15 protein-coding genes and 1 riboswitch are annotated in these 20,101 nt (G+C 76.5%); of the genes, 5 read left to right on the top strand and 10 right to left on the bottom strand.

Annotated elements, in window-relative coordinates; translation table 11 throughout:
* Window positions 1-102: 102 nt before the first annotated feature.
* Window positions 103-1,167 (bottom strand): LLM class flavin-dependent oxidoreductase, encoded by a 1,065-nt coding sequence (locus tag ABWU78_RS02610; RefSeq protein WP_439157474.1) that lies wholly within the window; start codon window positions 1,165-1,167, stop codon window positions 103-105.
* Between the two features lie 72 nt (window positions 1,168-1,239).
* On the opposite strand from ABWU78_RS02610, the gene ABWU78_RS02605 reads away from it, so the two are divergent.
* Window positions 1,240-1,362, top strand: coding sequence for a hypothetical protein (locus ABWU78_RS02605; RefSeq protein WP_353707457.1), 123 nt, complete (start codon window positions 1,240-1,242; stop codon window positions 1,360-1,362).
* Here the strand turns inward: ABWU78_RS02605 and recD are convergent.
* From recD to ABWU78_RS02575, 6 genes are all read right to left on the bottom strand, one after another.
* Window positions 1,338-3,353: an exodeoxyribonuclease V subunit alpha gene (gene recD, locus ABWU78_RS02600; RefSeq protein ID WP_439157473.1), complete on the bottom strand. Its 2,016-nt coding sequence runs from the start codon at window positions 3,351-3,353 to the stop codon at window positions 1,338-1,340. The genes ABWU78_RS02605 and recD overlap by 25 nt on opposite strands.
* Window positions 3,350-6,937 carry a UvrD-helicase domain-containing protein gene (locus tag ABWU78_RS02595; protein ID WP_439157472.1) on the bottom strand — a complete coding sequence of 1,196 codons (3,588 nt, stop codon included), beginning with the start codon at window positions 6,935-6,937 and terminating at the stop codon, window positions 3,350-3,352. The genes recD and ABWU78_RS02595 overlap by 4 nt, the downstream gene beginning before the upstream one ends.
* Window positions 6,934-10,404 (bottom strand): exodeoxyribonuclease V subunit gamma, encoded by a 3,471-nt coding sequence (recC, locus tag ABWU78_RS02590; protein ID WP_439157471.1) that lies wholly within the window; start codon window positions 10,402-10,404, stop codon window positions 6,934-6,936. The genes ABWU78_RS02595 and recC overlap by 4 nt, the downstream gene beginning before the upstream one ends.
* A 213-nt stretch (window positions 10,405-10,617) precedes the next feature.
* Window positions 10,618-11,355, bottom strand: coding sequence for a class I SAM-dependent DNA methyltransferase (locus ABWU78_RS02585; RefSeq protein WP_353707460.1), 738 nt, complete (start codon window positions 11,353-11,355; stop codon window positions 10,618-10,620).
* A 145-nt stretch (window positions 11,356-11,500) separates the two neighbouring features.
* Window positions 11,501-12,751, bottom strand: coding sequence for an O-succinylhomoserine sulfhydrylase (locus ABWU78_RS02580; RefSeq protein ID WP_439157470.1), 1,251 nt, complete (start codon window positions 12,749-12,751; stop codon window positions 11,501-11,503).
* Complete coding sequence (locus ABWU78_RS02575; protein ID WP_353707461.1) at window positions 12,748-13,227, bottom strand: rhodanese-like domain-containing protein; 480 nt, start codon at window positions 13,225-13,227, stop codon at window positions 12,748-12,750. The genes ABWU78_RS02580 and ABWU78_RS02575 overlap by 4 nt, the downstream gene beginning before the upstream one ends.
* 266 nt (window positions 13,228-13,493) lie before the next feature.
* Between ABWU78_RS02575 and ABWU78_RS02570 the strand changes: the two genes are divergently transcribed.
* The 3 genes from ABWU78_RS02570 to ABWU78_RS02560 all read left to right on the top strand — a co-directional run bounded on the left by ABWU78_RS02570 (window position 13,494) and on the right by ABWU78_RS02560 (window position 16,537).
* Window positions 13,494-14,066 carry a hypothetical protein gene (locus tag ABWU78_RS02570; RefSeq protein ID WP_353707462.1) on the top strand — a complete coding sequence of 191 codons (573 nt, stop codon included), beginning with the start codon at window positions 13,494-13,496 and terminating at the stop codon, window positions 14,064-14,066.
* Window positions 14,067-14,110: 44 nt separating this feature from the next.
* Window positions 14,111-14,226: riboswitch (SAM riboswitch) on the top strand.
* A 35-nt stretch (window positions 14,227-14,261) separates the two neighbouring features.
* Window positions 14,262-15,698, top strand: a complete 1,437-nt coding sequence (locus tag ABWU78_RS02565; protein WP_439157469.1) for an aminotransferase class V-fold PLP-dependent enzyme — start codon at window positions 14,262-14,264, stop codon at window positions 15,696-15,698.
* Between the two features lie 191 nt (window positions 15,699-15,889).
* Window positions 15,890-16,537, top strand: coding sequence for a GNAT family N-acetyltransferase (locus ABWU78_RS02560; protein WP_353707464.1), 648 nt, complete (start codon window positions 15,890-15,892; stop codon window positions 16,535-16,537).
* Between the two features lie 103 nt (window positions 16,538-16,640).
* Here the strand turns inward: ABWU78_RS02560 and ABWU78_RS02555 are convergent, their stop codons facing one another.
* Window positions 16,641-16,814, bottom strand: coding sequence for a CsbD family protein (locus ABWU78_RS02555; protein WP_047233613.1), 174 nt, complete (start codon window positions 16,812-16,814; stop codon window positions 16,641-16,643).
* Between the two features lie 91 nt (window positions 16,815-16,905).
* On the opposite strand from ABWU78_RS02555, the gene ABWU78_RS02550 reads away from it, so the two are divergent.
* Window positions 16,906-17,496: a GNAT family N-acetyltransferase gene (locus ABWU78_RS02550; protein ID WP_353707465.1), complete on the top strand. Its 591-nt coding sequence runs from the start codon at window positions 16,906-16,908 to the stop codon at window positions 17,494-17,496.
* A 100-nt stretch (window positions 17,497-17,596) separates the two neighbouring features.
* Here ABWU78_RS02550 and ABWU78_RS02545 read toward each other — a convergent pair whose 3' ends face one another.
* Window positions 17,597-18,709, bottom strand: coding sequence for a MaoC/PaaZ C-terminal domain-containing protein (locus ABWU78_RS02545; RefSeq protein ID WP_353707466.1), 1,113 nt, complete (start codon window positions 18,707-18,709; stop codon window positions 17,597-17,599).
* Window positions 18,706-20,085, bottom strand: a complete 1,380-nt coding sequence (locus ABWU78_RS02540; protein WP_353707467.1) for a 3-oxoacyl-ACP reductase — start codon at window positions 20,083-20,085, stop codon at window positions 18,706-18,708. Before ABWU78_RS02540 ends, ABWU78_RS02545 begins: the two co-directional genes overlap by 4 nt.
* Window positions 20,086-20,101 lie beyond the last annotated feature (16 nt).

The raw sequence follows: 20,101 nt of genomic DNA, 5'->3' as shown, positions 1-20,101 counted from the left end.
ATCACGACCCTCATGTCGTGTTCGACCGCGTGCCAGGTCGTGTTCGGCAACGGGGCGGGCGGGTGGGGACGGGCGGTCGGGTGGGGACGGGCGGTCGGCGGGTCAGGCCGCCGGGTCGCCGGCGAGGGCGGCCGCGAGGAGCTCGAGCGTGCGGGTGCGGCCCGGGGTGGAGTCCAGCGGCTCTTCGGCGCGCGACGCCGCGACCGGCACGATCATCACCTCGTCGACCCCGTGGCGCTCGGCGAGCCGACGGACCTCGGCCGCGGCGTCGTCGGGCGTCCCGACGGCCCAGCGGCGCAGGCTGTCCTCGACCATCTGCCCGGCCGCGCCGTCGAGGGGCGCCGCCAGAGCCTCCTCCACGGTCTCCAGCGCGGTGAGCGGCTGACCGGTGCGCAGCCGCGACATCATGCGCGCCTGCGGGAGCGCGCGGGCGCGCGCCTCGTCCTCCGTCTCCGCCACGACGGCGTTGAGCGTGAGGAACGTGCGCGGCTCGGGGAACGCCTCGCTCGGGCGGTAGCCCTCGCGGTAGAGCGCGAGGATCTCGTCGACGCCCTGCCCGGAGAAGTGGTTCGCGAACACGTAGGGCAGCCCGAGCTCGGCCGCGAGGCGCGCGGAGTAGTCGCTCGACCCGAGCAGCCAGACGGTCGGTGCGCCGTCGGCGGCGGGGGTCGCGTGCACGTCGTACACCTGGCCGCTCGTGAGGCGCAGGGTCGCGCCCTGCGGGCTCATGAGCGCGAGGATGTCGGTCACGTGCTGCGGGAACCGGTCGACGTCGGCCGTCGGGCCGGTGATGCGCAGGAGCTGCGTGACGACGGGGTCGGAGCCCGGCGCGCGGCCGATGCCGAGGTCGACACGGCCGGGGGCGATCGCCTCGAGCGCCGCGAACTGCTCCGCGACGACGAGCGGCGCGTGGTTGGGGAGCATGACCCCGCCCGAGCCGACCCGGATGCGGTCGGTGACCGACGCCGCCGCGGCGATCATGACGGGCGGCGTCGACGCCGCGACCGCGGGCATGTTGTGGTGCTCGGCGAACCAGTAGCGCTCGTACCCGAGCCGGTCCGCGAGGCGGACCAGGTCGAGCGACGCCCGCACCGCCTGGGTGCTGGACTGGCCCGAGCGGACGGGCACGAGGTCGAGGACGGACAGGCGGGGGGTCTGGGTGCTCACCCTCGTGCCAACCGGCGACCCCCGAGCCTCATTCCCCGTGAGTGCCGCGGCACGTCTGTCAGGATGGTCGCCATGGACGTCCCCTCGATGATCATGGGCGCCGCGATCGCGTCCGTCGCCTGGATCGTGCTCGTGCCGTGGGGTCGGCTGAAGGAGCTGCGCGAGCGGGATCAGGCGGAGCGCGCGGAGGACTGACCGCCCGGAAGCGGCGTCCGCAGCCCGCTCGCCCGGTGGACCGGGCTCGTGACCGCCGTGCGGACCGCGTCCTCGGAGCCGACGACGCGCACGAACGACTGCGCGCGCGTCACCGCCGTGTAGAGCAGCTCGCGCGTGAGCAGCGGCGACGTCGCGGGCGGCAGCACGAGCGTCACGCGCTCGAACTGGCTGCCCTGCGCGCGGTGGACCGTCATGGCGTGCACGGTCTCCACCGGCGGGAGACGGTGCGTCCGCACGCGCAGCGGCGCACGCGGGTCGCCGAACACGGCGACGACGCCGACGCCCCCGGGCTCGGCGACGAGCACGCCGGTGTCGCCGTTGTAGAGACCCACCTCGGCGTCGTTCGTCGTGACCAGCAGCGGCCGGCCCGCGACCCACGGGGAGTCGGTCGCGTGGTGGCCCGTGGCCTCCTCGACCCAGGCCTCGACCTGCGCCGCCCACCGGCCCCGACCGGCGGGGCCGCGCCGGTGCGCGACCATGACGCGGTGCCGGGCGAGGGCGTCGAGCGCGGCCCGCGCATCACCCGCCCGAGCAGCCTCGACCAGCAGCGTGCCCGCGGCCACGGCGTCCGCGCGGACGGTGGCCAGCACGGCCTCGTCGGGCACGTCGTCGGGGGTCTCGAGGAACTGGACGGTCCCGTGGCCCGCGCGCAGGAGCGCGAGCGTCGCCTCCGCGTCCCCGGCCCGGATCGCCGCCGCGAGCGGCAGGATCTCGGAGTCGCGGTCCTGGCGGTGGACGGTGCGCAGCCGCACGACGCCGTTGCCCAGGACCGCGCGGTCGTCCACCTCGCCGACGGCGGGCGGCGGGGAGCCGGCGAGCGCGACGTCGGCCGTCGCGACCACGACGCCCGCCGTCGCGGGCGGGGCGACCGGCGCCCGGTGCACGAGGTCCCCGAGCACGGCCCCGGCCTCGACGGACGCGAGCTGGTCGGGGTCGCCGACGAGCACGAGCCGCGCGTCGGGCCGCAGCGCCTCGAGCAGCCGCGCCATGAGCGGCAGGGCGACCATCGAGGTCTCGTCGACGACCACCACGTCGTGCGGCAGATGGTGGTGCGCGTCGTGCCGGAACCGGGTGCTGCTGCCCGGCCGGAAGCCGAGCAGGCGGTGCAGCGTCGTCGCGACGGGGGCGCCGACGCGCTCGCGGTCGGCGGCGTCCGGGAACCCGGCGACGACCTCGCGCACCGCCTCCTGCAGGCGCGCGGCTGCCTTGCCCGTGGGCGCGGCGAGCGCCACGCGCAGCGCGGCGCCGGACGTGGTGCCGGCGGACGACGAGGTCGGGAGCGCGGCGTCGTGCAGGACGGCGAGCAGGCGCGCGACCGTCGTCGTCTTGCCCGTCCCCGGACCGCCCGTGAGCACCGTGAGCCGGCGCGTCGCGGCGTGCGCGGCGGCGAGGCGCTGCCGGGTGTCGTCCGCCGCGGGAAAGAGGCGGGCGAGGGCGGCGTCGAGGCGGTCGCGGTCCACGGGCAGGTCGTCCGCGGCGAGCCGACCGTCGACGTCGTGCCGCACCGCGAGCTCGTCGCGCCAGTACCGGTCGAGGTACAGGGCGCCGCCCACCCAGCGCGCGGGACGGTCCGCCGGCCCGTCGACGCCCGCCGCGACGAGGGGGCTGCGCGCGATCGCTGACGCCCACGCGGTCCGGTCCGGCCAGGGCAGGTCCGTGGCGTCGGTGCGCGCCGCCTCCTCGTCCTCGGGCAGCTCGAGCGACCCCAGGTCGTCGAGGCGCACGCACACCGACCCGCTGCGCACCGCGCGCACGGCGAGCGCGACCGCGAGCAGCACCTGGTCGTCCTGCTCGCCCGTGAGGTGGCCGAGCCGCAGCGCGACGCGCAGGTCGGCCGCGGAGACCACGCGCGCGTGGTTGAACGCGGCGAGCCACGCGCGCACCCCGACGGCGAGGCGCGGGTCGCCCTCGTCCACCGGAGGGGCCGGGGGCACGGCGGGCACCGTCGCGCCGAGAGGGGCCGTGGTCATGCGCGACCTCCGTCGAGCAGGGCGGACAGGGCGACGACGAGCCCCGGCGGGGGCGTCCAGGCGACGACGCCGTACGGCGCGCCGTCGGGACCGGTCGGGGTGTCGGGGCCGGCCATGCCGCGCACGAACAGGTACGCGCCGCCCGCGAGGTCGCGGTCGGGGTCGTAGTCGCGCACGCGCCAGCGCAGGTACCGGTGCAGCGCGACGAGGTAGAGCACGAGCTGGAGGGGGTAGTGCGAGGCGAGCATCGCGTCGCGCGTCGCGTCCGGGTGGTAGTCGCCAACGGCGAGCGGCACCCCGGGCGGACCGACCCGGTTCGTCTTGTAGTCGACGACGAGGTAGCGCCGGCGGCCCGTGGGGTCGGGACGACCGTCCGGCCCCGCGACGGGAACCCGCAGCACCGCGTCGATCGACCCCGTGAGGTACCCCCGCAGCGGGACGCCGCCGCCCGCCGCTCCGCTCGCCCCGGAGCCGTCCGCCGCCTCGTCGGCCAGCGCGGCGAGCAGGTCGGGGTAGCGGGCGAACGCGTCGTCGGCGGGCAGGTGGGCGCGCAGGACGTCGGCGAGGTCGCGCAGCGTCGAGGGCGTGACGCCCTCGGTCTCGTCCCCGCCCGCGAGCGGGAGCTCGAACTCGAGCTCGGGCAGGCGGTCGCGCGGGTCGACGTCGGCGAGCGTGAGCCCGCCCGCGATCGGTCCGAGCGGGGTGCGCAGCGACAGGCCCAGCGCCGCCGCGAGCGACACGGGCTCCACCCCGGGCACGCGGACCGTCGCCGCCTGCGCGCACCGGGCGCGGACCTCGGCATCGAGGTCGTCCGCCGCGGTGTCGACGTACTCGAGGATCTCGTGCACCAGCGTGCCGAACGCCGTGCCCCCCGGCTGCCCCTCGTAGGGCGAGGGGACGTCGGCGCCCGGACGGGTCGTGGGCGCTCCGCCCGGCCCCTCGGCCGGCACAGCGCCCGTCCCGTCGTCGTCCGGCGTCTCCTCCGGCTCGTCCTGGACACCCGGGTCCTCGGGCTCGCTCTCGATCCCGCCGACCGGACCGTGGTGCGCCGCCGCGGTGAGCGCCGAGTACGACGCGCGCCGCCACTCGCGGTCGGGCAGGTGCGTCGCGGCGGCGAGGGCGAGGTCGGACCCGGCGCGGGCTCCGGGCGACCAGCGCTCGCCCTTCGGCCGGGCATCGACCTGCTCGACGACGACCGTCCCGCCCGAGCGCGCGGCGACCGCCTCGAACGCGGACCGGACGGCGTCGTCGCGCATCGCGTCGGGGCGGGCGTGCCGGCCCGGCTCGCCGCCGAGCATCCGGTCCGCGAGCAGCAGGCGCGTGAGCGGGCCGGACCCGGTGCTGCGCTTGGTCGGCGTCCAGTGCACGACGACCTGGTGCCGGGCGCGCGTGAGGGCGACGTACAGCAGGCGCAGGTCCTCGCCCAGCTCCTCGTCGCGCCAGCGCGCCTTGGCGTCCACGAACCCGGGGGAGCCGACACCGCCCAGGTGCAGGACGCGCTGCCCGTGGTCGTCGTGGAACGCGAACAGCTCCTGGTCGTCCGACTCGAACCGCTCCCAGCCGAACGGGACGTACACGACGCCGAACTCCAGGCCCTTCGCGGCGTGGACGGTGACGACCTGCACGGCGGCGGCGTCGGTCTCGAGGCGCCGGGTGCGCTCGTCGGTGAAGACGGTGCCGACCTCGGCGATCCGGGCGCGCAGCCACGCCGTGAGGGCGGCCGTGCCCAGCCCGTCGGTGACGGCGGCCTCGTGGAGAGCCTGCGTGACGTGGCGCAGGTCGGTGAGGTAGCGCTCGCCGTCGACCCGGGCCATGACCCGCGCGGTCGTACCTCCCCGGGCCGCGACCTCCGCGACCGCGGCCACGCCGCGGTCCGCGAGCAGACGCGCCCAGGTCCGGACGGTGTCCCCGAGCTCGTCGTGGTCGGCGTCGCCGGCGGTCGCGAGCCGCTGCGCGTCCCAGCCGACGAAGGGGGTGAGGGCGAGCGCCGTCGCGCGGCGGTGCAGACCGGGCTGCTCCAGCGCGGCGAGCAGGGTGAGCCAGTCCTGGGCCGCCGCCGAGCCGAACACGCTCGACGGCCCCGACACGACCGCGGGCACGCCGAGCGCGACGAGCGCGGAGCGCACCGCCTCGGCCTGCGCGTTCGTCCGGGTGAGCACCGCGACGTCGCGCGGCTCCAGCGGCCGCCACCGCCCCGTGCCGGTGCCCACGCCGTCGTCGCCCGCCGCGCCGAGGGCGTCGTCGCGCACGCGGTCGCCGCCGCCGTCGGCGGTCCCCAGCCGCCCCGCGACGTCCGCCGCGACGTCCCGGGCCAGCAGGCTGCGGGCGTCCGGGGCCGACGGCGCCGACGACCCGCCGAGGCGGTAGGCACGCCGCGTGACCTGCCGCAGCCGCACCGGCGCACCGCCGGAGAAGCGCGGCTCGGGGTGCGCCGCGTCGACCGGGCGCACGACGATGCGCGGGTCGCCGAGCGCCGTCTCGCCCAGCAGCGCGTGCAGGCCCGCGAGGAGCGGTCCGTCGCTGCGCCAGCTCGTGCTGAGCGTCGCGGTGTCCGTCGCGTCCTCGACGGCGCGCAGGTACGTCACGACGTCCGCGCCGCGGAACGCGTAGATCGCCTGCTTGGGGTCGCCGATGAGCACCAGCGTGCGGCACTCCTCGGGGTGCCCGTGGAACGCCGTCCGCAGGATCTCCCACTGCTCGGGGTCGGTGTCCTGGAACTCGTCCACCATGACGACGCGGAACCGCGACCGGACCCGTCGCGCCGCGGTCGCGCCGTGCTCCGGGTCGGTCAGCGCGCGGCGCAGCAGCACGAGCAGGTCGTCGTAGTCGAGCAGGTGCATCGCGCGCTTGCGCGCCTCCACCTCGCGACGGGCCGCGACCGCGACCTCGTACCGCGCCGCCGCCACCGACCCCTCGGCCGCGTCCGCCGGCGCGACCACCGCCCCGTGGTCGCTCACCGCCGCCCGGGCGACGTCGCGCACGTCGCGCGGCGAGAGGATCGGCTCCGGCTCGTCGGCGAACCGCCGCACGTACAGGTCGTCGGTGACCTCCTCGACGAGGTCCGCGACGTCGGGCAGGAAGCTCGTCGCGAGGTCGACGTCGGCCGCCGTCCCCAACGCGGTGAGCATCTGCTGGCAGAAGCCGTGCGTCGTGGTGATGGTCGCGGCGTCGAGCTGGGACAGCGCGACGCGCAGGCGCTCGCGGCGGCGGTCGAGCTCGTCGTCGTCGACCGCAGCGAGGAACGCGACGAGGTCGTCCCGGCTGGACGCCGGCGCGGGCCCGCGCAGCGCGCGCTCGGTCGCGACGAGGCGCTCGCGGACGCGGTCGCGCAGCTCCGAGGTCGCGGCGCGGCCGAAGGTCACGAGCATGATCTCCGGCAGGGCGGCCACGCCCTCGGCGACGTAGCGCGTCGTGAGGGTCGCGATCGTGTGGGTCTTGCCCGTGCCGGCGCTCGCCTCGAGCACGACCGTCCCGCTCGGCAGCGCGCCGAACGGGTCGAAGCGCCGGGGTGCGCTGCTCGTCCCCGCCGTGCCCCCGTGCGCGGGGGCGCCGTCGGTCGCGGTCCGGGACGTCGCGCCGTTCACCGGGCACCTCGCAGCTCGTTCTCCAGCAGGGGCTCCCACACGCGGCGCGCGAGCGCACCGAGGCGGGTCGGGTCGTCGGGGAAGCGGCCCAGGTCGGCCGTGGTGGCGAGCCCCGCGACGTCGGGGAGGGCCGGGTCCTGGCCCCACGCGAGGACGACGTACGGGTCCTTGCGCTCGAAGCCCTTGTTCCACGCCCAGCCCGCGCGCATCAGGGCGTCGCGCGCGTCGCTCGTGCGCCGCTCCTCCGTGTAGCGCAGCGACGCGTCGGGCAGCAGCGGCAACGGCTCGCGCGCCGCCTCGTCGCGCAGCGCCACGAGGTCCGCGAGGACCCGGGACGCCGTCTCGCGGTCCGGCGGGGTGAGGGTGGACCACGCGACGCCCGGGCCCCGGGACGAGCGACCGATCGCGACGGCGTCCCACGGGCGGCCCGGGTCGCTCGCCGTGAGCGCGAGCGCCTGGACCCAGGCGCGCAGCCGGTGCTTGGGACCGAGCCGCGAGTACTCGGTGCGCACGACCCGCGCCCCGTGCACGCCCGGCACGCTCCCGACGAGGGTGCGGCCGTCGGGCAGCACGGCGCGGACGTCGACCGTCTCCGCGGAGCTCAGCACGTCCTGGCTCACCGGGCGGCCCGCGGCGAGGTCGGCCTCGCGCGCGGCCTCCACGGCGGCGACGCGCAGCGGGCCGACGGCGCGGACCACCTCCTGCAACGCCGAGCGGCCCAGCTCGCGCGGCGGGACCTGGCCCCGGCGCCACTCGGCCTGCATCGCCCGGTTCGGGTCGACGCCGGCGAGCGCGGCGCGGAGCACGCGGTCGCCCACGCCCCAGCCCGCGAGGCCGGTGAGCGCGAGCGGGAGGCGGTCCTCGACGTCGTCCTCCTCCAGCACGAGCCCGACGTCGAGCGTGTGCTGCGCGAACCAGCGCGGCGCGTTCTCCAGCAGGCGGACCAGGTCGTCGAGCTCGACGTCGGCGCGGGCGTCCGCCCCGGCGTCCGGGACCTCGCCGGCCGGCTGGCCGCTCTCGGCCACGGCCAGCAGCGAGAGCGGCGCGCCCACCAGCGCCCCGACCGGCTGACGCGTCTCGCGCGCCTGGCGGGCGCCGTCGAACGCCGCGCCGTCGTGGCTGAACGGACCCGGCACGCCCAGAGCGCCCGGGATGAAGTTGCGCTCGTCCACGGTCTGCAGCGGGTGCTGCACGACGACGTGCTCGCGCGCCGGGCGCCCGTCGGGAGTCCGCGCCACGCGGTCGAGCGCGTCGAGCAGCTCCGCGACGGGGACCGCCGGCGGGCGGGCGGCGCCGGTGCGCTCGTCGGCGCCCGTGTGCACGACGACGAGGTGGTCGCCCGCCGCCGCCACGGCGTCGAGGAAGATCTGCCGGTCCTCGCTGCGCGCGTCGCGCTCGCCGATCTCCGGGTGCCGCGCGAGCAGGTCGTCGCCCGCGGGAGCAGCGGTGCGGGGGAAGACGCCGTCGTCGAGGCCCAGGAGGCACACGACCCGGTGCGGCACCGAGCGCATCGGCTCGAGCGAGCACACGGTCAGCGCGCCCGTGCGGAACCCGGCACGGGTCGGGCGCCCCGCGAGACGGTCGTCGAGCAGCGCGCGCACGTCCGCGAGCCGCAGCGCGACCCCGCCGTGCGCGGCGCCCGCCGCGCGTACGTCGCCCAGCACGCGGCGCGCGGAGCCGATCTGCCACCCCTCCGTGGGCGGCGCCTCGGCGAGCAGCGTGAGCGCGCGGTCGAGCGCGTCGAGCCAGTGCGCCAGCGGGTGCACCCCGTCGAGCGCGCGCAGCGTCTCCGTCAGCCGTGCGACGAGCTCCGCGAGGCGGCCCGCGAGGTCCACGTCGGTCGAGCCGACGTCGTCCAGCGGCAGCGCCGGCCCGACGAACCGCGCGTCCTCGTCCGCCATCGCCGCGCCGAGCAGGAGCCGGTCGAGCGCCGCGTCCCAGGTGCCCTGGCGGACGCTCTCGTTGATGTCGAAACGCGCTCGGCGCGCGCCGTCCTCGCCCCAGTGCACACCCGCCTCGACGGCCCACTGGCGCAGGCGGTCCACGTCGTCGTCGGAGAACCGGAACCGGCGCCGGACCGGCGCGCTCGCCGCGAGGTCGAGCACCTCCGACGCCGTGACGCGGCCGTCCGCGAGGCGCAGCAGCGTGGCGAGCAGCGCGAGCACGGGGTTCGTCGTCCCGGCGCCGCGGTCGGCGAGGCTGACCCGCAGGCGCTGGCCGGGGTGCGCGTCCTCGCCGAGCTCGGGGACCGCGCCGAACGTCGCCGTGACGAGGGGCGCGAACGTCTCGACGTCCGGGCACAGCACGATGACGTCGCGCGCCTGGAGCGTCGGGTCGGCGGAGAACAGGCCGACCAGCGTCTCCCGCAGGACCTCGACCTGGCGCGCGCGGCCGTGGCACGCGAGCACCTGCACCGACCGGTCGGCGGGGTCGACGACGTGGGTCCCGTCCGGCGTGTCCGTGCGGAGGGCGCGCTGCAACGCGCCCAGCAGCGTCGGCGGGGTGGGTGCGGCCTCGTGCCGGGTCTCGTGCACCGCGCCACCCCCGGCGAGCCGGAGCTGCAGCTCGACCGCGTCACGGCCGGTCGACGCGAGGAACGGGTGCCGGGCGAGCGTGGGCAGGTCTGCGCGACGTCGCGTGCCTGCGTGGTCCGGGGCGGTGTCCTCGGTGAGGTCGTCGCTCGTGGCGGGGGCGCCGTCGTAAGCCGCGACCTTCTCCCACAGCGCGGGCGACGGGTGCACGAGCCACAGGTGGACGTCGCGGTGCTCGGCGAGCGCGTGCAGCACGCGCAGCTCGTCCTCCGGGAGCCGCGTCGGGCCGAACACGGACAGCCGCGGCGGGAGGTCGACGGCCGCGGGGTCGGCGCGGAGCGCGGCGACCGCGTCCTCGACACGACGTGCGGGGTCCGTGGCCGGGACGCGGTCGACCAGGCGGCGCCAGAGCTCGGGCTGCCAGGCGAGGTCGTCCGGGGTGTCGCCGGACTCCGCGACCGGGGACGCCGCCGACCACGCGAGCACGACCTCGGGCCGCTGCCGCGCGTAGTCGACGAGCAGGTCCGCGAGCCGGCGCGCGAGCGTCAGGCGCCGGCCCCGCCGAACCTCGTCGCCCGGGTCGCCGACGTACCGCGCGAGCGGTGCCGCCCACGGCTCGGCGAGGTGCGCGTCGAGCACCTCGAGCACCGACCAGGCGAGCCGCTCGGGGCGCCACGGGTCGTCGTCGGGGGCGAGGTCGGTGAGGTCCGCGACGACCTGCTCCACGAGCCGGCGCGGGCCGCGGAAGTCCACGTTCGCGCAGATCCCCGACGTCTCGCCCGCGCCCAGGTGGTGCGAGAGCCGCTGCGCGAGCCACCGCTCGACCCCGCGCGTCGGGACGGCCACGACGTCCGGCGTGAACGGGTCCTCCGGCGCCTCGGCGAGCACGGCGGCGAGCGGCGCCACGAGCGCCTCGGCACGCTCGGAGCGGTGCACGTGCAGCAAGGGGACCCCTGTCGGTGGTGGCGGACCGGTCGTCGCGCCCGCCGGTCGGCCGGGCGCTACGAGGAATCTACGAGGTGCGTCCCACACCGTCGAACCGCCGTCCACATCGTCGGGAACGACGGTGCCGTCCTGGGCGGACGTGCCGGCTGACGCACGCCCGACCGAGAGGCGCACGCCGGAGCGCGTCGCTCCCTCGGACGTGCGTCACTTGACCTCCGGCTCAGCGCGCCGTGCGACGAACACCCACTCGCGGCCCGGGCGGTCGGGCGCGTCGCGGACGTCCACGACCTCGAAGCCGCACGCCACCAGCGACGCCTCGACCTCGTCGCGCTCGCGGAAGCGCAGCGTCGAGTCGGAGTGCAGCTCGGTGCCGTCGGGCAGCACGGTCGTGTCGTGGAAGGACACGAACGGGAGCGACACGTCGGTGAGGTCGGTCCACGACTCGACCGGCCCGACGTCGGGCACGTCCACGCGTACGGTCGTCGCCTCGCGGACCCAGCCCTCCCAGGCCCGGCGCGCGGGGTCGCGCGTCTCGAAGACCAGCCACCCGTCCGGGACCAGCGCGGAGCGGACGCCGCGCAGCGTCGCGGCCCACGCGTCGTCGGTGAGGAACACCTGCGCGACGTTCGCCGTCATCGTCGCGAGGTCGACCCGGAGCGGCGGGAGCGTCGTCGCGTCGCCGTGCAGCCAGCGCACGCGGTCGGCGCCCGGCTTGGTGCGCGCGACGTCGAGCGACGCGCCCGCCGGGTCGACGCCGACCACCTCGATCCCACGCCCTGCCAGGAGGCACGCGAACGTCCCGGTGCCGCACCCGACGTCGAGCACGCGCCGCGCGCCGAGCTCGTCGACGATCGCGACGTACGCGTCGAGGTCGCTGCGGTCCGGGTCGAGCGGGTCGTAGAGCGCGGCGAGGCGAGGGTCGTCGAAGATCGCGTCGGGCATCCCCCGACGCTACGAAGGCCCGCACGGCCGGTCCACACCATTCCGGAGCACGCGCCGACCAGGCGCCTGTTGCCCGCCGACCATGCTGTCGTGGCCCGTCCCGACGCCGGGACGGGCCACGACCACATCGTCGGCGCGAGGGTCGTCAGGCGTCGAGCGCCTGCTCCACGTCCTCGATGACGTCGAGCGGGTCTTCCAGACCCACCGACAGGCGCACGGTCGTCTCCGCGATCCCGACGGCGGCGCGGCCCTCGGGGCCGAGCTTGCGGTGCGTCGTCGTGGCGGGGTGCGTGATCAGCGACTTCGCGTCGCCGAGGTTGTTGGAGATGTCGACGACCTGGAGCGCGTCGAGGAACGTGAACGCGCGCTTCTTCGCCGTCTCGGGGTCGGTGCCCTCGGGGACGGCGAGGTCGAACGTCACGACCGTGCCGCCGCCGCTCTGCTGCGACCGCGCGAGCTCGCGCTGCGGGTGCGACGCGAGGAACGGGTAGCGCACGCGGCCGATCCCGGGGAGCTGCTCGAGCGCCTCGGCGACCTGCGCGGCCGCCGCGTTCTGCGCCGCGACGCGCACCGGCAGCGTCTCCAGGCCCTTGAGCAGCACCCACGCGTTGAAGGCCGAGAGCGACGGCCCCGTGTTGCGGAGGAACGTCTGCACGGGCCCGTTGACGTACTCCTCGGTCCCGAGGATCGCGCCGCCGAGCACGCGGCCCTGCCCGTCGATGTGCTTGGTCGCCGAGTACACGACAACGTCCGCGCCGAGCTCGAGCGGCTTCTGCAGCAGCGGCGTCGCGAAGACGTTGTCGAGCACCACCACCGCGCCCGCGGCGTGCGCGAGCTCGCTCACGCGCCGCGCGTCGACGATGTCCTGCATGGGGTTGGACGGCGTCTCGAAGAACACGACGTCCGCGGGCGTGGACAGTGCTTCCTCCCACTGGGAGGGCACGTGCCCGTCGACGTAGTCCGTCCGGACGCCCCACTTGGCGAAGATCTCGTCGAAGATGACGATGCTCGACCCGAACAGCGCACGTGCCGCGACGATCCGCGACCCGGAACCGACGAGCGCGGCGAGCGACGTGAACACCGCGGACATGCCGGACGCCGTCGCGTAGCAGGCCTCGGCACCCTCGAGCAGGCGCAGGCGCTCCTCGAACGCGTGCACCGTCGGGTTGCCGTAGCGCGAGTAGACGAACCGGTCGAGCTCGCCCTTGAACGCCGCCTCGGCGTCGGCGGCGCGGTCGTACGTGTACCCCTGTGTGAGGAACAACGCCTCGGAGGTCTCCTGGAACTCCGTGCGGTGGTGGCCGCCGCGCACGGCGAGCGTCGCGGGGCGCGCGCTCGCGGGCAGGGGCTTGCGGCCGGAGCCGCCGGGGACGCTCCCGGGCTGCGCGGCGCTCACCGGGCGGCCTCGTCGTAGGTCGTGGTGGGCAGGCCGCGCACCTTCCAGCCCTCGACGTCGCGCAGGCCCGAGAGCCCCTGGGCGCCCTCGAAGCCCTCGAGCACGTTGTACGACGGCCCGAGACCGGCGGCCGTGGCCGCGCGCGCGGCGCCGATCGACCGCTGGCCCGAGCGGCACAGGAACACGACGGGACGCTCGTCGCCGGGCGTGAGACCCGCCTCGACGAGCTGGTTCACGAAGCGCGGGTTGGGCCCGGCCGGGGTCACCCACTCGTCGAACACGACGTCGCGGTCGAGGTCCGTGGCGTCGGGAACGCCGATGGTGCGCCACTCGCCCTCGGTGCGGACGTCCACGAGGACGGCGCGCTCGTCGTTCGTCAGCAGGTCCCACGCCTGCTGGGGGGTGAGGTCGCCGGCGTAGCCGACGGCGGGTCGCGCGTCGGGTACGGCCGACGTCTGCTGGGACTGGTCGCTCATGAGTCCTCCTCCATCGATCGTGGCAGTAGCACCCTGCGCCCGGCCGCCTCGCGACGGACCGGGGGGTTGCTGCGGCGTCGACGTGCCACGTCACTCGGCCGCTCCGGATGGTTGCTCGGGATCGTACGCCACCCGTCCGACGCGTGGAACGCCCGTCTCGGGGAGCGGCCTCCGGGAGGGGGTGCCCGACGTCGGACGGTCGCGCTAGCGTGATCGCGCGCCGGGGCGGGGGTCCCGGGAGAGAAAGGGGGGAGACGGTGGCCAGCGTGCGACGACGGGCGGTGGGCGCGGCCGTGGCGGCCGGCGTGGTCGGGACGGGCGTCGTCCTGCTGTGGACGGCGCCCGGAGGCGAGGACGCCCCGCAGACGGTGGTGCACGTCGTCGGGGACGCGGTCCCCGGGCTGCCCACCGAGCGGCCGCGGGTCGTCCAGGTCGAACCCGACGAGGACCTCGTCTCGCCCTTCCCCTCCCGAGAGGCGCTCGACGGTGACGCGCACACGGGGGAGCCGATCGACCTGGCCGAGCACACCGTCGGCGGGTACGAGGGCTGGTGGACCTCGGACGGCGACGGCGAGGCGTGCGACGCCTACGCCGACGCGCACCCGGAGGTCGTGCTGGTCAGCACGCGCACCGGTGAGGTCGTCGAGGCGCACACGAACGGCGTACGGCTCCAGCGTCCTCCGCAGACGCCACCGGGAGACCCTGCCGAGTGGCCGCCCGACTCGGTCGTCGTCCTCGACGCGCGGACCGGCGCGGTGCTCGACGCGTTCGAGGTCGACGAGTCCGGGTGGCGCCTCGACCTGCCCATGGACTGCGTCCCGCCATCCGAGACACCGTGACCACCGGTTGACACGCTCCGTCCCGCGCGCACATCCTGGACGCAGGTCATGAGTGCCAGCGTGAAACCCCGGTTTGCTGGCCGGCAACCCTCCTCTCGCGGCGGGGTGCCCCGGGTGACGACCAGGCCGTACGCCGACCGGCGCGCGGCAAGCGCGGGGATCACCGTCCCCGGACTGCCCTCGGAGGACTGTGTCATGACTGCTCTCGCCCACGTCTCGTGTCCGACCGAGGTCTCGGAGGCCCCCGACCTCGCAGCGGTCGCCGGCGCGCCCGCGCTCCTGCCCGTCGTCGGCGCGGACACGCTCGTCCCGCTCGTCGACGGCCGGAGCGTCCCGTACGCGAACCTCGACGTGGCGGCGTCGGCGCCGGCGCTCCGCTCGGTCGCGGACCGCGTGACCGAGGTGCTGCCGCTCTACGCGAGCGTGCACCGGGGCGCCGGGTACCTGTCGCAGGTCTCGACCGCGCTCTACGAGGCCTCGCGCCGCACGATCGGCGCGTTCGTCGGCGCGCGCGAGGACGACGTCACGGTCGTCACGCGCAACACGACCGACTCGCTCAACCTGCTCGCGGGCTGCGTCCCGGCGAACGCGGACGGGACGCCCGGGCGCGTGCTCGTCCTCGACGTCGAGCACCACGCGAACCTCCTGCCGTGGCAGCGCACGGGCGGCGCGACGGTCCTCGCCGGCGGCGCGTCCGTTGCGGAGACGCTGTCCGGCCTGCGCACCGAGCTCGCACGCTTCCCGTACGCGCTGGTCGCCGTGACCGGGGCGTCGAACGTCACGGGCGAGTCGCTCCCCGTCGCGGACGTCGTGCGGGCCGCCCACGACGCCGGCGCGCGCGTCGTGCTCGACGGCGCCCAGCTCGTCCCGCACCGCGGGTTCTCCCTCGCGGGCTCCGGGGTCGACTACGTCGCGTTCTCCGGACACAAGACGTACGCGCCGTTCGGCGCAGGCGCGCTCGTGGGTCGCCGCGACTGGCTCGACGCGGGGACCCCGTACCTCGCCGGGGGCGGGGCGGTGCGGCAGGTCGCTCTCACCGGCACGCAGTGGCAGACGGCGCCCGCGCGCCACGAGGCAGGGTCGCCGAACGTCGTGGGCGCCGCGGCGCTCGCGGCCGCGTGCGACGCGCTCGCGGCGCTCGACCCGGCCGACCTCCACGCCCACGAGGCGACCCTGCGCGCCGCGCTCGTCGCGGGCGTCGAGGCGGTCCCGGGCGTGCGCGTCGTGCGGGTCTGGGAGGACGCCGTCGACCCGGTCGGCGTCGTGACGTTCTCCGTCGAGGGCCACGACCCGGGCCTCGTCGCCGCGTACCTCTCCGCCGAGCACGGCATCGGCGTGCGCGACGGTCGCTTCTGCGCCCACCCGCTGCTCGCGCGCCTCGGGTACGACGCGGGCGCCATCCGGGCGTCGGTCGGTGTCGGGACGACGGGTGCCGACGTCGTCCGCCTCGTCGAGGCCGTGCGGTCGTACGTGGAACAGGGGCCGACGACGCGGTACGAGGTCGTCGACGGCTGCTGGGCCGTCGCCGACGACCCGCGCCCGGTACCGGCGGGCTCGGGCCTGGAGGGCCTCTTCGCGACCGCCGCGGCGGGCTTCCTCGCCGACGCCGCGGGGTGCGGCCCCGCCGCATGACCACGAGATAGCGACCTCCCGCCGAGGGAGCGACGTGCAGCCCCGTCGAGGCACCGGACGTCGCTACCTCGGACGGGCGTCGCTCTCTCGCGGCCGCTCGGGCAGCTGTTCACCCGAGCGTCGACGAGCGTTGTCCACCGTGTCGCCGGAGCCTCTTGGCGGCGTCGTCCGCGTGTGCTCTGATATGCGCTGTGCTGCACGACGTCGTCCTCTCGGGGCACGGCTTCCGCCTGGAGCCGTTGGCCCTGGAGCACGCTGAGACACTGGCCGGCCTCGTCGACGAGGCGATGTGGTCAGGCATGAGCATCCCCATGCCCTTCGGGGTCGCGGGGATGGCCGAGCTGGTGGCCGCGACGCGCGCCGCGCCCGACCTGACGGGCTTCGTCGTGCGCGCCACCGGCCCCGACGGGGCCCCGGGCGACGTGCTCGGCAGCACGGCGTTTCGCGACCTGTCGCTCGTCGACCGCCGGGTCGAGGTCGGCCGGACGTTCTACGCCCGCTCCACGTGGGGGAGCCTCGTCAACCCCGTGACCAAGTGGCTGTTGCTGCGGCACGCGTTCGAGACGTGGGACGTGCACCGTGTCGGCTTCCGCGTCGACACGCGCAACACGCGCTCGCTCGGGGCCATGCGGCGGCTCGGCGCCTACGAGGAGGGCGTCATGCGCGGCCACCGCACCGCGCCCGACGGGACGCGCGCCGACTCCGTGATGTTCTCGATCCTCGCGCCCGAGTGGCCGACCGTCGAGGTCGGCCTCCTGGAGCGCATCAACGCGCCACGCGTCGTGCCCGTGCTCGCCCCGGCGCACCCGGTGGCCCCGCTCCCGCTCGCCGCGTCGTAGACCCGTCGCCCCGGCCGGCAGGCTCGACGGCGGTGCCGCGGACGCGGAACGCCGCGAGGGCCCCGCCGGAGCGGAGCCCTCGCGAGCAGATCAGGGGCAGGGACTAGCGGTCGAACGCGTCCTTGACGTCGTCGCCCGCCTGCTTGACGTCAGCCTTCGCCTGGTCCTTCTTGCCCTCGGCCTCGAGCCGCTCGTTGTCCGTGAGCTTGCCCGCGCCCTCCTTGAGCTTGCCACCCGCCTCCTCGGCGGCGTGCTTGGCCTTGTCTCCGAGTCCCATGAGTGCTCCTCTCGTCGGTACCGCTCGACCGTAGGCACGGTCCCGGTCGCTCGCACGCGGTCGGGCACCCCGGGTGTGGTGGGATGTGCGGGTGCTGCACGACACCACCCTCGAAGGCTTCGGAGTCCGCCTCGTCCCGCTCGACGAGAGCCATGCGCCCGCGCTCGGCGCGCTCGTCGACGACGGCATCTGGGCCGGCATGTCCAGCCGCGTGCCGAGCGGGACCGACGCGATGGCCGGGTACGTCCGGGACGCCGTCGCCGCCCCCGGGAGGCTCGCGTTCGCCGTCGTCGGCCCCGGGACCGATGCCGCGACCGACGGCGCCGACGTCGTCCGCGGGTCGACGTCCCTCTACGAGTGGGTGCCCTCCCAGGGCCGGATCGAGCTCGGCTCGACGTTCTACGCGCGCGAGTGGTGGGGCGGCGTGACCAACCCGGCGTGCAAGTACCTGCTGCTGCGGCACGCGTTCGAGGACCTGGGCGTCGCGCGCGTCGCGCTGCGGGCCGACGCGCGCAACAGCCGGTCCATCGGCGCGATCCGGCGTCTGGGCGCCGTGCCCGAGGGCGTGCTCCGCAGCCACCGCGTCGCGCCCGACGGGTCGCGCCAGGACACCGCCTACTTCTCGGTCCTGCTCGACGAGTGGCCGACCGTCCGCGACGGCCTGCTGGCCCGTCTGGCCTGATCGGCGGGCTCGCCGAGCACGAGCCTCCGTGGCGTCGAGAACGGGTTGGTGTCGCTATCCGCTCGACAGCGACACCAACCCCGTGTTCGGCAGCGGGGCGTCAGGGGCGGGGGGTGACCCGGCCTGCGAGGTGGAGGCGGCCCTTGCCGTCCCACGCCTGGTAGACGACGCCCGTCGTCGGGTCGCCCGCGCCGTCCGGTACGGCGGGCGGGACCTGCCCGACGGCGTCCCGCACCGCGGCGGGCACGTCGCCCGCCGGGCGCAGCGCCACGTCGACGGTGCTCGGCAGGAGGACCGGCTTGGCGAACGAGACCGTCCAGTCGTAGGCGTCACCGCGGCGGGGCCCCGACTCGGCGAGCGCCCGCGCGGCGGTGTACATGCCGTGCGCGATGGCGCGCGGGAACCCGAACGCCTTGGCGCCGAGCCCCGACGTGTGGATCGGGTTCCGGTCGCCGGAGACGGCCGCGTACGCGCGGCCCGTCCCGGCGCCGAGCGCCCAGCGCGCCGTCGGGAGCGGCGCGACGAAGGCGTCGACGCCCGAGGTGGCCTCGGTGTCCTCGTCCGCCGGGTCGCCTGGGAGCGTGACGCCCTTCGCGAGGTACGTCGAGACGCCGCGGTACGCGAGCGTCGTCGCCGACAGGCCGCTGCCCGCCGCGCGCTCGTCGTCGGTGCGCTCGACGGAGACCTCGGTGACGAGGTCCACCTGGACCCCGCGCCGGTGCGGCCGCAGCCGCTCCGCCCAGGCGCGCACCTCGAGCGTGTCCCCGAGCCGCACCGGACGCAGCACGGACACCGCGTTCGCGAGGTGCACCATGCCGAGCAGCGGCAGCGGGAAGTCCGTCCGGACCATGACGGCCGTCGCGAGGGGGAAGCCGAGCACGTGCAGGTACCCGGCGGGCAGCACCTCCGACGGGGCCTCGCCCACGAGGCGCGCGTACCGCGCGAGGTGCGCGGCGCTGCCCACGTGGCCGGGCGCGGCGTCGTCGCCCGTCGGCACGCCCGCGACGCGGTACGTGACGTCGGGCAGCGCGAGGTCGCGTCGGCCGCCGCCCCCGGGGAGGCGGTGCGCCGCCGCGATCCGGCCCGACGCCGCGACCCCGCGCACGTACAGCCCGCCGAGCCCCGGGATCGCGGGCAGCGTCTCGACGCGCGCGGGGGCGGTCCCGGCGGGAGCGGCAGCGGCGCCGTCGGGCGACCTGGGCGCGGCGGTCACCGGCCCACCACGTTCTGCCCGCACACGCGCAGCACCTGCCCGTTGACGCCCGCGGCCCCGGGCGACGCGAGGAACGCGATCGCCTCGGCGACGTCCACGGGCTGGCCGCCCTGCTGGAGCGACGCGACGCGACGCGCGACCTCGCGCTGGACGAACGGGATCGACGCCGTCATGTCCGTCTCGATGAACCCCGGCGCGACGGCGTTCGCCGTGCCCCCGACCTCGGCGAGACGACGCGCGAACGCCCGCGTGTGGCCGATGACGCCCGCCTTCGAGAACGCGTAGTTCGCCTGGCCGCGGTTGCCCGCGATGCCGCTCGTCGACGCGAGCGACACGACGCGCGGCGCGGACGAGAACCCGTTCGCGCCGAGCAGGTACTCCGTGATGCGGAGCTGCGCGGCGAGGTTCACCGCGATCACGGCGTCCCACTTGTCCGCGGACATGTTGGCGAGCAGCTTGTCGCGCAGGATCCCCGCGTTGTGCACCAGGACGTCGAGCCCGCCGTGCCGCGCGCGGGCGTGCTCGAGGATGCGCGCGCCCGCGTCGTCGGCGGTCACGTCGAGCTGCAGCGCCGTGCCCCTGATCTCGTTCGCGACCTTGGCGAGCGCCTCGCCCGCCGCGGGCACGTCCACCACGACCACCTTCGCGCCGTCGCGCGCGAGCGTCCGGGCGACCTGCGCGCCGATGCCGCGCGCCGCGCCGGTCACGACGGCGACCTTGCCGGCGAGCGGCTGGTCGGCTCCGGCGGCCGTCCCACCCGCCGAGGGAGAGCCCTGGTCCGCGGGCGTGGCGGCGCCGACCCGGAGGAGCTGGCCGTCGACGAACGCGGACCTGGCGGACAGGAAGAAGCGGAGGGTCGCGAGGACGCTCGGGCTGTCGAGGGGGGCGTCGTCGGTCACCTGGATGCCGTTGCCGGTCGCGCCGTAGCGCAGCTCCTTCGCGACGGAGCGCAGGAACCCGTCGACGCCCTCGCGGGCGGCGGCGAGCTCGGGAGAGTCGGTGTCGGCGGGGGCGCGCGAGATCGTCACGACGCGGCCGTTCGGCGCGAGGCGGCGCAGCGTCGCCGAGAGCGCCATGACGGGCGCCGACGCGTCCTCCGGGCGCTCGATCTCGCTGAGCACGACGACGACCGCGCCCCAGCGGGTCGTGTCGTCCGGGGTCTGGCGGACGTCGAGGTCCCAGGCGAGCAGGGCCTCGGCGACGCGGTCGGCGTCGTCGCGCACGCCTGGCGTCCCGCCGAGGACGAGCACGGGCCCGACGGTGAGCGGGTCGCCCGCACGGAAGCGGCGCAGGACCGCGGGGCGCGGGAGGCCCAGCTTCTTGGCGAGCGTCTTCGTGAAGCCGGAGTTGACGGCCTGGACGTAGGAGTCGGTCACGGTGGTTCCTCTCGGG

Source organism: Cellulosimicrobium sp. CpK407 (assembly GCF_051844275.1).
Lineage (GTDB): Bacteria > Actinomycetota > Actinomycetes > Actinomycetales > Cellulomonadaceae > Cellulosimicrobium > Cellulosimicrobium cellulans_G.
The sequence above is the reverse complement of the archived record's forward strand: the minus strand, read 5'-3'. Positions and strand labels throughout refer to the sequence as shown.

What these genes read in the sequence shown, in the direction of transcription:
- ABWU78_RS02605 (WP_353707457.1), top strand. Translation starts at nt 1,240, where the DNA reads ATGGACGTCCCCTCGATGATCATGGGCGCCGCGATCGCGTCCGTCGCC.
- recD (WP_439157473.1), bottom strand. Translation starts at nt 3,353, where the DNA reads ATGACCACGGCCCCTCTCGGCGCGACGGTGCCCGCCGTGCCCCCGGCC.
- ABWU78_RS02585 (WP_353707460.1), bottom strand. Translation starts at nt 11,355, where the DNA reads ATGCCCGACGCGATCTTCGACGACCCTCGCCTCGCCGCGCTCTACGAC.
- ABWU78_RS02575 (WP_353707461.1), bottom strand. Translation starts at nt 13,227, where the DNA reads ATGAGCGACCAGTCCCAGCAGACGTCGGCCGTACCCGACGCGCGACCC.
- ABWU78_RS02565 (WP_439157469.1), top strand. Translation starts at nt 14,262, where the DNA reads ATGACTGCTCTCGCCCACGTCTCGTGTCCGACCGAGGTCTCGGAGGCC.
- ABWU78_RS02555 (WP_047233613.1), bottom strand. Translation starts at nt 16,814, where the DNA reads ATGGGACTCGGAGACAAGGCCAAGCACGCCGCCGAGGAGGCGGGTGGC.